This window comes from Nonomuraea sp. B5E05, from assembly GCF_039880665.1.
Classification (GTDB): Bacteria; Actinomycetota; Actinomycetes; order Streptosporangiales; family Streptosporangiaceae; genus Nonomuraea.
Window position 1 is genome coordinate 232,394 of record NZ_JBDPMJ010000012.1, and the last position, 13,997, is coordinate 246,390.

The window sequence follows — 13,997 nt, forward strand, 5'->3', positions numbered from 1 at the left end:
GCCGTTCATCCGGGCCCGCCGCCGTCGGGACGGATCGCGACGTGATCGGCCTCCAGCACCAGCCGGACCCGTCGCGTCAACGCCAGCGCCTCCCGGTAGTCGCGCGGCACCTGAATCCGCCCCGCCCGGTCCATCACCGCGTACTCCTCGGCGATCACCTGCGGGGCGCCGTCGTCGCCGGTGGCGGTACGCCGCAACACCTCGCTGCTCGTGCGCCCGTCGCGAATCGCCACCGTCCGCTCCACCTGCCCGCTGACCGCGGGATCGTGGGTCACGATGACGACGGTGACGCCCAGCCGCTGGTTGACCTCCCGTAACAGCCCGAACACCGCGGCCGACGTGGCGCTGTCCAGTTCCCCGGTCGGCTCGTCGGCCAGCAGCACCCTGGGCTCGTTGGCGAGGGCCGCCGCGATGGCCACCCGCATCTGCTGGCCGCCGGACAGCTGCGCGGGCCGCCGCTCGGCGCACTCGGCGACGCCGAGCAGGTCCAGTAACTCGGCGGCACGCTTGCGGCGTACCCGGCCGGGAGTGCGGGCCGCTGTCATCGGCAGGTCGACCATCTGCCGCGCGGTCAGGTACGGGATGAGGTTGGCGGCCGTCTGCTGGCGTACGAGTCCCACGGTGTGCCGCCGATACCGGACACGATCGGCCCGCGACATGTCCAGCAGATTCCACTGATCGACCCGCACCCGCCCGGCGGTGGGAGCGTCGACCCCGGCCAGGATGGACAACAACGTCGACTTCCCCGACCCGGACGCTCCGACGACGGCCACCATCTCCCCGCTGTCCACGACCAGGTCCAGCCCCTGCAGTGCCTGCACCTCGACCGACCCGGACTGGTAGATCCGCACCAGGCTCTCGCACACGATCAGCGCGTCTCGTCCGAACTCCGGCGCCTTCGCGGGAGGCTGCGGCAGGGACAAGGGCGTGAAGGACATCCCCCTCCTCAACCCCGCACGGATCTGCTTCAGGGCCAGACTCTATCGTCCTCGTAAATCGGACCCAAGGCCCTTTCACACGGGTGATCGGCGCGGTCCCCGCGCGGGGGCGAGGGCCGGGCCGCATGCCGGCCACGGACCACACTATGGCCAGGGCGACGGTGGCGGCTTCTGCGAGCGAAGGACCGGGGCCAGGGCCCGCGTGTCCGGGTGGAGGGCTCGGGCGCACAGCGTGAGCATTTCCGCGAGTGTCGTGCGGTCCAGGTCGTCGATCTCGGCGAGCATGACGGCTTCGATGTCGTCGAGGGAGCGGTCGCATCGCCGGAGGGTGCTCAGGCCTTCAGGGGTAAGGCGGGTGCGCAGAGCGCGGCCGCCACGGGGATGCGGGTCGCGGCGGATCAGGCCGCGTTGTTCGAGATCGCGGATGACCAGGTTCATCGCCTGCGGGGTGACGAAGGCGATGCGGGCCAGGTCGGCCGAGGACGGGGCGTCGCGCAGGCGCAGCTCGCTGAGCGCCATGTATCCGGTGGTCGTCATGCCGTGCCGGGCGAGCGCTTCATCCAGGCAGGCGCGGATGCGGCGTTCCAGCCGGAACACCAGGTAACTCACATGAGGCGGCGGCGCGTCCGGCGCAGCGGCCGCGGGGACACCCGGATCGGTCACCAGGAGACGATATCGCGCGCCGTCAGAACGGGCCTCGATGTAAGTTTCTCGCATCGGTATCAAGGACCTTGATAACAAGTTACTTGATAACCAGGGGAAACGGCTTTCTGCCAGGTGACCTGGCGGGCATGCGTACCAAGCCTGCATTGACGGTGGATCGCGGGCCCTTTTATTTTCCAGCGATCGACGTCAATACGCGGCGGACCGATCCGTGGCGCGCCGCGGACATCGGAGAGGAGGAACGGGAATGAGACGATTGACCACGGTGCTGGCTGGTGCCTGCGCCGCGGCGCTCTTCGCCGTCATGACCGTGGTACTCGGATCGCCGGCCGTCGCCGCCACCCTGGTGGAGGTGACCGGCTTCGGCAACAACCCGGGCAACATGCGGATGCACGTCTATGTGCCGGACTCGCACCCGTCCTCGCCGGCGATCGTGGTCGCCATGCATGGCTGCGGCGGCTCCGGTCCCGGCTTCTACCAGGGCAGTGAGTTCGCCTCGCTGGCGGACCGCTACGGCTTCATCGTCATCTACCCGACGGCCACCCAGTCGGCGGGGTTCGGCAACTGCTTCGACACCTGGTCGGACGCGGCCAAGCGGCGCGGCGGCGGCAGCGATCCGGTCTCGATCCTCTCGATGATCGACTATGTCGAGCGGACCTACCAGGGAGACCCGAACCGGGTCTACGCCACCGGAAGCTCGTCCGGCGGCATGATGACCCAGCACATGCTCGCCGTCCATCCGGACGTGTTCAAAGCCGGGGCCTCCTTCATGGGCGTGCCCTTCAACTGCTTCGCCGGCGCCTCCGACTATCCGCCAGGAAGCAGCAGGTGCACCGGCGGGAGCATGGACCGGACACCCCAGCAGTGGGGCGACGCGGTCCGCCAGGCGTACCCGGGATTCTCCGGCACTCGCCCGCGCATGCAGCTGTGGCACGGCACCGCCGACACCCTCGTGCCCTACTCGCTGCTGCGCGAGTCGATCGAGCAGTGGACGAACGTGTTCGGGCTGAGCCAGACCCCGACCAGCACCGACACCCCGCAGGCGAACTGGAACCGCAGCCGGTACGCCAATCAGTCCGGCACCGTGCAGGTGGAGGCGTACAGCATCCAGGGCGCCGGGCACGCTCTCCCGCAGAGCGGCATGGCCCGCTACGCCATCGAGTTCTTCGGCCTGACCACGAGTCCGGCCGACACCACGCCGCCGACCACGCCAGGCACCCCTGTCGCGTCCGACGTGACCGCCGCCAGTGCCACGCTGACCTGGACCGCGTCCACCGACCAGGGCGGCTCCGGCTTGGCCGGCTACAACATCTACCGTGAGCAAGGCGCCACCGACCCGCAGTTCGGCCAGTCCACCACCACCTCGATCACCCTGACCGGGCTGAGCGCCAACACCCAATACCAGGTGTACGTACGGGCGCGTGACGGCGCGGGCAACCTGTCGGGCAACTCCGCGCCGGCCACCTTCACCACGGCCGCCACCGGAGGCGACACCACGCCGCCGACCGCCCCGGCCGGGCTCACCGCCTCGGGCACCACCACAACCGGCACCAGCCTGACCTGGACGGCCTCCACGGACGACACCGGGGTGACCGGCTATGACATCCTGCGCGCTCCCGGCGCGTCAGGCGGCACGTTCACCCAGGTCGGCACCTCGGCCACGACCTCGTTCACCGACACGGGCCTGACCGCGAACACCACCTACCGCTACCAGGTCCGGGCCCGCGATGCCGCCGGCAACGCCTCACCGGCCTCCGACACCGTCCAGATCACCACCCAGGGAGGCACGACCGGTGCCTGCTCGGCCACCGCGACCGTGCAGTCCCAGTGGGGGAACGGGTACGTGATCCAGCCGCTGACCATCACCAACACCAGCACCTCGACGATCACCAGCTGGACCGTCACCTTCACCCTGCCGGCCGGGCACACCCTGACCGGCTCGTGGAACGCCACCATCACCACCAGCGGCCAGACCGTCACGGTCAGAAGTGTCAGCCACAACGGCACGCTCGCGCCGGGAGCCGGCACCGCCAGCTTCGGCTTCCAGGCGAGCAGGCCCAACGGCGACACCGCCCTGCCGTCCGGCTACACCTGCGCCTGACCACCAGCGCGCTTCCCTGATCACGGCCCCGTCATTGACAGGTGGGACCGGGCCGTGATCAAGGGATCCGCGCCGGCGGGAGAACCGGCTGCGTACCGCCACCGTGCTGTGGCAGGTGCGAGTGCCGAATATTCATCCGGGCTGGTCATGGAGGTAGTGCGTTCTCCTGCGCTCCGTCGCGCACGCCGAACGGCATGACGGCGATCGGCTCGGCAAGAACACGTGCGCGGACACCGCGGTGACGACGTTCCTGACCACGGGGAAACGCCCGGTGCGCGAGCCGGCCTGCGCGGCAGAGCCCGCCTGAGGAGGAGGTGTCATCCGTCGTCGTCGGGGAGCCGGTCGAGGACCCGTTCGAGCGCGGGTCCGATGACATCGAGTTCGGCGTCGGTGAGCGCGCCGATGAAGTGCCGCCGGACGGCGGCGACGTGTGCGGGAGCGGCGGCGACGATGGCCTTACGGCCTGCGTCGGTGAGCCGGACCATCGACCCGCGCGCGTCCTCGCTGCACTCCTCACGGGCGACCAGGCCGCGCTTCTCCATCCGGGTGACCTGGTGGGAGATCCGGCTGCGCTCCCAGCCGACCATCCGGCCGAGGTCACGCGCCCGCAACACCCCGCCCGGAGCCTCCGACAGCGGCACCAACAGGGTGTACTCCGCCCCGGACAGCCCCGCATCCTGGACCAACTGGCGCTCCAGCACCGCGGTCAGCCGCTGCAGCACGCCGATCATCCCGCGCCACACGCGCGCCTCCCGCTCGTCGAGCCAGCGCGCCTCACCCATTGGCAGTCAGGGGCGCCGGTACCGCTGCGCGGCCCGGTTTCCCCATCCCCCTTTCCATCCCTACGTGCGGTTTTCCCGCATACGGCTTACCGATGATCTTCTGGACATACAGCGGGGAGATCACCCCGCCCTGCGAGGGCCCATCGACCGTCCGCTCCAGCACCCCGTCCACCATCGCACCCGCCTGCAGCCACTGGCGGATCAGCTTGAGCACCGATCCATGCACACGAGCCGCTCCCCGTACCCCGGAAGGGCCCGACAGGCGCATCTCCGGAACGCCCACCCGCCGGACCTGGCCTTCACCGTGACATGAGCAGCTCGGCTCCTCCGCCGTAACTCTGACGAGGCCGCAGGACTCGCACCTGATGACATTACGGCCCGCGTGCTTGCTCCCTCCGAAGAAGCTCTCGACACACCGCTCAGCCCGCCGCCTCTCGACGACCAACCGGGGCCTGCTACCGGGCTCTCCGGCGACCACCCGGACGGGACTCCCGCCCGCCGGCTTCGTCCAGCTTCCAGGACGCAACATGCCTAGAGCCTACCAGCGATGTTGACACGTCATCGGAAATCGCATAGATGTAGACACATCAACAAAACGGCGCGTCGGTTCCGGCCGGGCCGGAACCGAGAACCGACATCAGAGCGACCACGGAGGAGCCGCCCGCAGAACATGACCACCACGACCACCACCCCCTCCCGGCGCCGCCAAGGATGTGAGAACCGATGACCAGCCCCACGACAACGACCTGGCCGAGCCTACGAGTCTCGGACTGGACCCCCACCCGCGAGACCCTGCACATGTGGACCCAGATCGTGGGCAAGATCCGCATGGCCCACGCTCCGCTGCTCAACCACTGGTGGCAGGTGACCCTGTACGTCAGCCCGCGCGGGTTGACGACGTCGGCCATCCCGTACCGCACGGGGGCCTTCGAGATCGAGTTCGACTTCGTCGGTCACCAGCTCGAGGTCCGCAGCAGCAACGGCGGCGTGCGGAGCCTCCCGCTCCGGCCGATGCCGGTCGCCGAGTTCTACACCCGGATCCTGGACATGCTCGACCAACTCGGGATCGAGGCCCCGATCCGGCCGCACCCCAACGAGGTCGAGCCGGCGATCCCCTTCGCCGAGGACCACACCCACGCCTCCTACGACGGCGAGGCGGCCGCCCTGTTCTGGCGACAGCTGCTGCAGGCGAACCGCGTGATCGGCGAGTTCCGGTCGCACTTCGTCGGCAAGGTCAGTCCGGTGCACTTCTTCTGGGGAGGTATGGATCTCGCCTGCACCCGCTTCTCCGGGCGGTCGGCTCCGCCGCATCCGGGCGGAGTGCCCAACTGCGGGGACTGGGTCATGGTCGAAGGCTACTCCCGGGAACTGTCCAGCTGCGGATTCTGGCCCGGCGGTGGAGAAGAAGGCGCTTTCTACTCCTACGCCTACCCCGAACCCGACGGGTTCGCCGATCAACCGGTCGGCCCCGAAGGGGCGTACTTCAGCACTGAGTTCCAGCAGTTCCTGCTGCCCTACGAGGCCGCCCGCGCCGCGCCCGACCCCGACCGCGCGGTCGCCGAGTTCCTCCACACCACCTACGAGGCCGCCGCGGACCACGGACGCTGGGACCGCTCCGCACTGGAAGACGACCCCTTCCGGTGGCACGGAACCCCCGCGCCTCGAAGAAACGCCGATGCCTGACCGGGCCGACCTGCCGGCCCTCACCAAGGACCGCGTGCTGACCCACCATCCTGCCGCAGGCGCGTCATCCCTGCCGTCGGGCTCCCGCCGGGGGTGCGGCGCCGCACTGGGCCGTGACCTGCGGGGAGCGCTTCATTCGAGTACCGGGTAGTTCGCGCGGAACACGTTGTGCGGGTCACGAGCCCGCTTGATCGCCCGCAGCCGCGCGAGCGCGCTGCCGGAGAAGGACTTCGACGCCGTGTCACCGGGGGACAGCAGGGTGTACGGCTTGCGGCCGCTGATGTAGGCCCCCAGATCGGCCACGACCTCGGCCTGCTTGGCGCGCGTCGCATCGGCCGCGTGCGGCGAACCGAGACCCAGCAGGCCGAGCAGGTACGGCTCAGCCACCGCCCCGCTCGCACCGGCCCCGCCGCCCGGCTCGGCGAGCGCCCCACCCAGGTGCCTGATCTGCAGGTTGATGAGCGGTTCGACCGGCTTGGCCAGCAGGAGCTCCACCGCGTCCGCGTCCAGGCCGGTGAGCAGCTCCGCACGAGTGATGGAGGGGGCCGGATCGGTGGGCTCGGCCGTGATGTCACCCAGGTCGGCGACCGGGACGACGCCGCGGCTGTCGGAGATCGCGCCCCCGATCTTGTCGATGCGCGCCAGCAGGTCCTGCCCCTGAGCGGCCTCACCCAGGTAGGCCACGTCCAGCGTGACCATCGGCGGCGCGCCGGGGGGCTGGAGCCGGTTGATCCAGACACTGAGTTCACGCGGCGCCTCGGCGGTGATCTCCAGGAACGCGTCGTACACCTCCCTGGTCCGGTGCTCCGGCCAGATCACGCGCCCGCCGTACAGGACCGGCACGGGAAACAGGTCGAGTTCGAGAGCGGTCACCATCGCGAAGTCCCCGCCACCGCCGCGCAGCGCCCAGAACAGCTCGGGATCGGACTCGGCGGTCACCCGGCCCGGCTCGCCGTCGGCGTCCACGATGTCGATGGCCCGCACGCTGTCGGAGGCGAAGCCGTGCTTGCGGCTGAACCAGCCGACCCCGCCGCCCAGGGTGTAGCCGGTCACGCTGACCCCCGGCGCGCTGCCGGACAGACCGGTCAGACCCAGCGGGCCGGCCGCCGCGAGCACCTGCCCCCACTTCACGCCCGCGCCCACCCGGGCCACGCGCTCCTGCGCGCGTATCTCCACCTCGTTCAGCAGGCCGGTACGCAGCAGGATCAGGCCTTCCACGTCACCGGAGGCGCCGTGGCCGCTCGGCTGCGCGGTCACCGTCATACCCGCCGTCCGTGCGTAACGTACGAGCGCCGCCACGTCGTCGGCATCCGCGGCCTCCACCACGGCCGCCACCGGCTGCCTGACGGTCAGATTCCACGCGGTGGCCGCCTGTTCGAAGCCGTCGTCACCGGCCAGGAGCACGCGCCCCTTGAGGACACCACGCAAATCGTTGATCGTCATCGTCGTCTCCCTTTCGAGTTGTCAGAGAATGCGGAGGAATACCGTGCCGCACTGCGGCATGTCAGGCGGGCTGTGCGGCGGGCGCAGGGGCGGCGGCCTCCCGGGCCTTGCGGGCCTCGCCGGCCTCGCGGAGGATCAGCAGGCCCGTGACCGCGATCAGTGCCGAGGTCAGGCCGTGGATGCCGAACGCGGCGGCCGTAGAGCCATGGTGGGCCAGAACGTTGACCATGTCGCCGAACGGGGCGACGGCCACCATCAGCAGGACCCAGCCCAATGCGCGGCGGTGGCCCGTCACCAGCAGGATGCCCATGGCCAGGCCCATCGCGATTTCGCGGCTGCCCTTCACGGCAGGAAAGCCGCTGTCGCCGGAGGGCCAGTTCGGCAGACCCGGGAAGGACGGCTCGAGGGGCAGGAGGAAGGACAACCCGAGGTAGAGAGTGAACAGGACGACGGCGGTGGCCATGACGGTGTTGAGCTTCTTCAGCGACACGGTTGTTCTCCTTTGACGGTCAGACCGGGCAGGGCTCAGCGACGTTCATCTGCTCCTGCCCTTCATCGGTTGCGACGTGTTCCAGGCTGCTCCTGGGTGTTTGGAGGAGATTTGGAGTTGATATGGAACGTCCACGTAAAATGCGCGGATCATGGTCTTCATCCGGGTGCTGGGCTCTTTCGCGGCCGAGGTCGGCGGCGAGCCCGTTCCCCTGGGCGGGCCGCGGCAACGGGGCGTGCTGGCGTTGCTGGTGGCGGCGCGCGGGCACGTCGTGCCCGTCGACCGGATGATCGAGGACCTGTGGCGCGGGGAGCCGCCCGCGCGAGCGCTGATGTCCCTGCAGGCGTACGTGTCCAACCTGCGCCGGCTGCTGGAGCCCGGACGTCCGCCGCGCACGCCGGCCCGGCTGCTGGTCAGCGCGTCGCCCGGCTACGCGCTGCGGCTGCCCCCGGAGTCGGTGGACGCTTGGCGGTTCGAGGACCTGCTCGACCAAGCCCGTACGGAAGCCGACCCGCGCGTCGCCCAGGCCCGGCTCTCCGAGGCGATGGGACTGTGGCAGGGACCGGCGTTCGCCGAGGTCGCCGACGAACCGTGGGCCGCCGCCGAGATCGCCCGGCTGGACGAGTTGCGTCTGGCCGCCACCGAACTGCACGTCGCGGCGGGGCTGCGAAACGGCGACCCCGCCGCGGTCGTTCCCGAGGCCGAACGGCTCACCCGTGACGAGCCCCTCCGTGAGGAAGGGTGGCGGTTGCACGCCCTGGCACTGTGGAGCAGCGGCCGCCAAGCCGACGCGCTGGCCACGCTCCGCCGCGCCCGCGGCATCCTCGCCGAGGAGCTCGGGCTCGACCCCGGCCCGGACCTGACGGCGTTGGAGGAGGCCATCCTCACCCGGCGCACGGACGTCCTGCGCGCGACCGTACCCCCGCCACCGCCAAGAGCACCGCGGCCGGCTCCGATCACCGAGGCGCCGTTCATCGGACGCGAGGCACAACTGTCGGCACTGGTCACGGCCGCCGCCGAGGCCGCCACCGACGGCGCCCGCATCGCCCTTGTCACCGGCGAGGCCGGGCTCGGCAAGTCGACGCTGCTGGAACACCTCGGCAGGCGGCTCGAACGTGACGGGTGGCTGGTCGCCGCCGGCCACTGCCCCGACGTCGACAGCGCGCCACCCGCGTGGGCCTGGACCGAGGCGCTGAGCGCCGTCGCCGCGACTATGTCCCCGGGCGAGCTCGCCGACGACCTCGCGCCGCTACTCACCGGCACCGGGCCGGTGAACGCCGACGCCACCGCGGGACGGTTCCGCCTGCGCCAAGCCGTATGGAAACGGCTCGCGGCGGTCGCCACGAAACGCCCGGTCGCCGTCATGCTGGACGACCTGCACTGGGCGGACGCCGCCACACTGGAACTGCTCGGCGGCGGCCTCGGCATACGGGCCCCGATCCTGGTCGTCGCCGCGTACCGCGCGGACGAGAGCGGGCACCTCACCGAAACGCTGGCCTCCCTCGCTCGCGCCACGCCCCTCCGCCTGGCGCTGCCGGGCCTCAGTGAGGAGGCCGTCGCGCAGCTCGTACGGACCGAATGCGAAGCCGACGAGGAAACCATCGCAGGGATCGCCGAACGCACCGGCGGCAACCCGTTCTACGTGCGCGAAAGCGCCCGGCTGCTGAACGGCGAAGGCGCGCTGGTCGCCCTCTCCGAGGTCCCAGAAGGCGTACGGGACGTCCTGCGCCGACGGCTCGCGCGCCTGCCCGAAGGAGGCGTGTCCATCCTCCGGCTGGCCGCGGTCGCAGGTCGAGAAAGCGCGGTGGACATCCTCATCAAGGCCGCCGACACCGACGAGGACGGCGTGATGGACGCCCTCGACGCGGGCGTCATCGCCGGGCTCCTCGACGAGCCCGCCCCCGGACGCGTCCGCTTCGTCCACGCCCTCGTCAGGGACACGCTCATCGCCGACCTCAGCAGATTGCGTGCCACCCGGATGCACGCCAGGATCGCCGCCGCCCTTGAAGACACCGACGACATCGCCGCGCTGGCCCACCACTACGCGCGCGCCGGCTCACCGAAGGCCGTCGGCTACTGCGTCCAGGCCGCCGAGCTCGCCGAGGCCCGCTACGCCCACGACGTGGCGGCCGACCTCCTCACCGACGCCATCACCAACTCGACCGGACCCGACGAACGCGTCGAATTGCTCGGCAGGCTGCTACGCGCGCAGATCCGGGCGGGAGCCGTCCGAGCCGCCCGCGAGACACGCCGTGAAGCCGTGGAGTACGCAGAGTCCCTGGGCCGCGACGACCTGATGATCGCCGCATTCACGGCATGGACAGAGCCGACCGCCTGGCAGGCCCGTACGTACGGCACGGTGGACCGGCCCATCGTCGACCGCCTGAACCGCCTGCTGAAGCGTGACCTGCCCCCTTCGGTGCGGTCCCGGCTCCTGACGGCGTACGCCAACGAACTGGTCGGCGAGGACGACCCGACCGTTCTGGAGGCGGCGCAGGAGGCACTCGACCTCGCCACCGGACCCCGGCTGCGGGCCGCGGCACTCCAGATCCTGTCCGAAGTCCACGGCGACGCCGACCTCTGCCGGGAGCTCGTGGAGATCGGCATCGAGCACGACCTGCCGGTCTATCGCGTCACCGGGCTGCTCAACCATGCTGCCGTCGCCGCCGCCGCCAACGACCCGGTGACCATGCGCCACGTGACCATCGAGGCCCTGGAACTCGCGCGCGCCTACCGAATGCGGGAGGCGATCGCCGCCACCGAGATCACGCTGGCGTCCCTGGCGCTCATCGAAGGCCGATCTGCCGACGCCGAGCTCCTCTACGTCAAGGCCGACGAGGGCATGCGGCGCGCCGGATCGGTGCACGCCGAGGGCTTTCTCCAACTCGCCCTGGCCGCGATCCGGCTGAACGACGGCACACTCGGTGCGCACCTGGACGATGTTCGCGCCCTCCACGCGACCTTGGGTTCCACGACCTCCGACCTGCTCGCGCTCGCTCTTCACGCCAACGGTCTGGACGCCGAAGCCCGCGAGGTCCGCGCGTCGTCCAGCCCGATCCGCCCCGACTTCTTCTTCACCTTCTTCACCGCGTTGCGCGCCATGGCCGTCGTCGCCCTGAACGACCGCGATGTCGCCGAGGAGATCTACGCGACGCTGCTTCCGCACCGCAACGGCCCTCCGGCGGGCGCCACCAGCCTGTCGATGGCGCTGCGCCCGGTCGACCACATCCTCGGCGAGCTGGCCGTCCTCCTCGGCCGCACCGACGAGGCCGCCGCCCACTTCAGACAGGCCGCCACCATCGCCGACCGGTGGAACGCACCCCACTGGGCCGCAGAAGCCCGGTCGCGAACGACCATCTAGCGCACATCTGTGACACAGAACGTGTAGTGCCTGTCACACCGTTCCTGCGCCGGCTCGCGTCGCCCAGCCGCGCGCCGATCTGGACGAGGTCGACGCGGCACCCGTCGCCGGGCACGCCCGGTCATCGCCGGTCCCGGCGCGGGACGAACCTGACGAACGGGATGTGCTTCCCCACTTCGCGGTAGTCCTCCTGGCTCTCGTCGACGGCGTAGCCCATGAGCTTGCACAACCGCCGGGCGGCGGCCGGGTGCCGGGACGCGTAGCGGGCCATGATGTCAGGTCCCGCCCCGGCGGGTAGAGGGACGGCCATCACGTGGTGCACGTGGCCGCCGACCTGGATGGTCACCTCGGGGGAGGCCATGACGTTGCGATACCAGTCGGCCTTGACGCCGAATCCGGAGGCGGCCACGTAGCCGCGCTCGTCGTGCTCGACGACCTCGATGACGGCCTGGCGGGGCAGGCCGGAAACCCTGCCGGTGTGAGTGAGCAGCATGATACGGCGGCCCAGCAGGGCGCCCAGGCCCAGCCGGTAGAGCGGGATGGGCAGGCGCCACAGTTTGCGGCGCAGCCCGGTCGGCGGTGCCGGCCTCTTGACGATCTCCATGACGTCACCTTCCTCCGGTAGTCGCGGGCGGCAGGATGCTCCCCGCACCGAACTGCCTGCGCAGCACGGGCGCGAACGCCTGACGGGTGATGATCCGGTTGGCCAGGTCCTGCACGGCCAGCCCGGCCCGGCCGGAGGGCAGCAGCATGCGGGCGAACAGGAGCGCGTTGCGCTGGCGTCGCCGCACCTCTGGACGCATCCGGGCCTCGTACCGGGCGAACGCGCGCTCGTGGCCCGGCTCGGCGGCCAGCGCCTCGGCCAGCGCATATGCCCCGGCCATCGCCATGGAGACGCCCTGGGCCGACACCATGGTCATGCAGCCGCAAGCGTCGCCGATCAGGGCGACCCGGCCGCGGTGCCAGGCGGGCATGACGACCTGGGCCATCGCGTCCATGAAGATCGACTCCCCGGCGGGCGCGTCGGCCAGCAGCGACGGCGTGAGCCAGCCCGCCCCCGCGAAACGCTCCCGCAGCAGGCCCGTCCGCTGGTCACGCGGAACGCTCCCGCCGTGCGGCGAACGGAACAGCAGCAGGGCGACCAGCGTGCCGGGCTCGCCGCCGGGATAGACGACGACCTGGCGGCCGGGCTCGGTGTAGTGGGCGCGCACGCGGCCCCAGCCGTAGCGGTCGGGCACCGGGTAGGAGGCGAGGCGGGTGCCGAGAGGGCGGACGAACCGCGACTCCGCGCCGAACACGAGCTCCCGCGTCCGCGAATGGATGCCGTCGGCCCCCACGAGCAGGTCGAACCGCTCGCCGGCGCCACCGGCGAAGCCGACCTCGACTGCGTCGCCGGTGTCGCGGACCTCGGCGACGCTGTCGTCGAAGCGGATCTCCACCTCGCCGGCGACGGCGTCGAGCAGGGCGCCTTCCAGCGTGGTGTGCATCAGCGGCAGGTGTGGCCCCCGGATGACCCGCTCCAGCAGGCCGGCCGACAGCCGGGCCGAGGACCGGCCGGAGGCGTCGACGAACTCGACCGAGTCGACGGGCAGCCGGTGCGGGGTCAGCCGCTCGAGGATGCCCATGCGGGCGGCCACGTCGTAGCCGGTGCCGAAGAAGTCGACCCCGTAGCCGCCCAGGCGGCCGTGCGGCGCGTGCTCCACGACCACCGGCTCGATGCCGCGACGGCGCAGCCAGTAGGCCAGCGTGAGCCCGGCGATCCCGGCCCCGCTGATGAGGACTCTCACGTCTCCTCCCCGGGGAGCAGGCGCTCCGCCACGTCCAGCGCCTCGCCGGCGGGCAGCTCGCCGTCGATCATGCAGTGCAGCATCAGCCCGTCGATCGCGGCAACGATCAGCGTGGCGACCCCGATCGCCTGGCCGGCCGACCAGCCGGGGCGGAGCGCGCGCAGCCGGTCGGCGATCTGCTGCCGGGCCCGGCGGAGCTCGTCGCGGAGCATGGCGCCGAGCGCGGGGTCGCGGGTCGCGCCGATGATCAGCTCGGCGGCCAGCCGGGACGCGGGCTCGTCGTCGGTGGTCCGCGGCAGCAGGGTGCGGATCGAGTCGAGCGCGGCCCGCTCGTCCCCGGCGGCCAGCAGCTCGTCGACGAGCGGGTTGACGAGAAGGTCGGTGCCGCGCCGGAAGATCGCCGCGTGCAGGCCGGGCAGGCCGCCGAAGTGGTAGTGGATCAGGCCGGGATTGGTGCCGGCGCGCTCGGCCACGGCGCGCGCCGTGATGCCGGGCCACCCGTGCTCGCTCAGGAGCGCGAGGCCGGTCTCCACCAGTTGCTCACGCCGCCGGTCGCCACGCGCCGAATTTGGTCGTTCGGCCAAGTTGGTCATGCGGCCAATTTAGCACGCGCGCCCGGCAGTCGCCGCCGCACCTGGTCGGCTCGCACCCGCTTGCCGGCGGCGTGCTCCGCCTGACGCTCTGTCCGGCAAGCGGCCCTGACCTCGCGTGGCTGCCACGAGTGACATCCGCGCGGTAAGATTTTTTTT

12 protein-coding genes are annotated in these 13,997 nt (G+C 71.2%); 3 read left to right on the forward strand and 9 right to left on the reverse strand.

Features of this window, described 5'->3' with window-relative positions; translation table 11 throughout:
* Nucleotides 1-5: 5 nt before the first annotated feature.
* A complete protein-coding gene (locus ABGB01_RS23775) occupies nt 6-938 on the reverse strand; it encodes an ABC transporter ATP-binding protein (RefSeq protein ID WP_347775743.1) in 933 nt (310 codons plus the stop codon).
* 144 nt (nt 939-1,082) lie between these two features.
* The gene (locus ABGB01_RS23780; protein ID WP_347775744.1) at nt 1,083-1,601 is read right to left on the reverse strand and encodes a MarR family transcriptional regulator; all 519 of its coding nucleotides are present in this window, start codon (nt 1,599-1,601) and stop codon (nt 1,083-1,085) included.
* Nucleotides 1,602-1,848: 247 nt separating this feature from the next.
* On the opposite strand from ABGB01_RS23780, the gene ABGB01_RS23785 reads away from it, so the two are divergent.
* Nucleotides 1,849-3,702, forward strand: a complete 1,854-nt coding sequence (locus ABGB01_RS23785; RefSeq protein WP_347775745.1) for a PHB depolymerase family esterase — start codon at nt 1,849-1,851, stop codon at nt 3,700-3,702.
* 317 nt (nt 3,703-4,019) lie between these two features.
* On the opposite strand, the gene ABGB01_RS23790 is transcribed toward ABGB01_RS23785, so the two are convergent.
* Both ABGB01_RS23790 and ABGB01_RS23795 read right to left on the reverse strand, forming a co-directional pair.
* On the reverse strand, nt 4,020-4,484 hold the full coding sequence (locus ABGB01_RS23790) for a MarR family transcriptional regulator (RefSeq protein ID WP_347775746.1): 465 nt from the start codon (nt 4,482-4,484) through the stop codon (nt 4,020-4,022).
* Nucleotides 4,477-4,698, reverse strand: a complete 222-nt coding sequence (locus ABGB01_RS23795; RefSeq protein ID WP_347775747.1) for a hypothetical protein — start codon at nt 4,696-4,698, stop codon at nt 4,477-4,479. The genes ABGB01_RS23790 and ABGB01_RS23795 overlap by 8 nt, the downstream gene beginning before the upstream one ends.
* A gap of 509 nt (nt 4,699-5,207) precedes the next feature.
* On the opposite strand from ABGB01_RS23795, the gene ABGB01_RS23800 reads away from it, so the two are divergent.
* Nucleotides 5,208-6,167, forward strand: a complete 960-nt coding sequence (locus ABGB01_RS23800; protein WP_347775748.1) for a DUF5996 family protein — start codon at nt 5,208-5,210, stop codon at nt 6,165-6,167.
* 132 nt (nt 6,168-6,299) lie between these two features.
* Here the strand turns inward: ABGB01_RS23800 and ABGB01_RS23805 are convergent, their stop codons facing one another.
* The gene (locus tag ABGB01_RS23805; RefSeq protein ID WP_347775749.1) at nt 6,300-7,610 is read right to left on the reverse strand and encodes an FAD-binding protein; all 1,311 of its coding nucleotides are present in this window, start codon (nt 7,608-7,610) and stop codon (nt 6,300-6,302) included.
* Nucleotides 7,611-7,671: 61 nt separating this feature from the next.
* Complete coding sequence (locus ABGB01_RS23810) at nt 7,672-8,100, reverse strand: DUF4267 domain-containing protein (protein ID WP_347775750.1); 429 nt, start codon at nt 8,098-8,100, stop codon at nt 7,672-7,674.
* 151 nt (nt 8,101-8,251) lie between these two features.
* On the opposite strand from ABGB01_RS23810, the gene ABGB01_RS23815 reads away from it, so the two are divergent.
* The gene (locus ABGB01_RS23815; RefSeq protein WP_347775751.1) at nt 8,252-11,461 is read left to right on the forward strand and encodes a BTAD domain-containing putative transcriptional regulator; all 3,210 of its coding nucleotides are present in this window, start codon (nt 8,252-8,254) and stop codon (nt 11,459-11,461) included.
* A gap of 121 nt (nt 11,462-11,582) precedes the next feature.
* On the opposite strand, the gene ABGB01_RS23820 is transcribed toward ABGB01_RS23815, so the two are convergent.
* Genes ABGB01_RS23820 through ABGB01_RS23830 form a run of 3 tightly spaced genes read right to left on the reverse strand, consistent with a single transcriptional unit; the run spans nt 11,583 to nt 13,841 of the window.
* Nucleotides 11,583-12,065 (reverse strand): nitroreductase family deazaflavin-dependent oxidoreductase, encoded by a 483-nt coding sequence (locus ABGB01_RS23820; protein ID WP_347775752.1) that lies wholly within the window; start codon nt 12,063-12,065, stop codon nt 11,583-11,585.
* 4 nt (nt 12,066-12,069) lie between these two features.
* The gene (locus ABGB01_RS23825) at nt 12,070-13,248 is read right to left on the reverse strand and encodes an FAD-dependent monooxygenase (protein ID WP_347775753.1); all 1,179 of its coding nucleotides are present in this window, start codon (nt 13,246-13,248) and stop codon (nt 12,070-12,072) included.
* Nucleotides 13,245-13,841 carry a TetR/AcrR family transcriptional regulator gene (locus ABGB01_RS23830; protein ID WP_347775754.1) on the reverse strand — a complete coding sequence of 199 codons (597 nt, stop codon included), beginning with the start codon at nt 13,839-13,841 and terminating at the stop codon, nt 13,245-13,247. The genes ABGB01_RS23825 and ABGB01_RS23830 overlap by 4 nt, the downstream gene beginning before the upstream one ends.
* Nucleotides 13,842-13,997 lie beyond the last annotated feature (156 nt).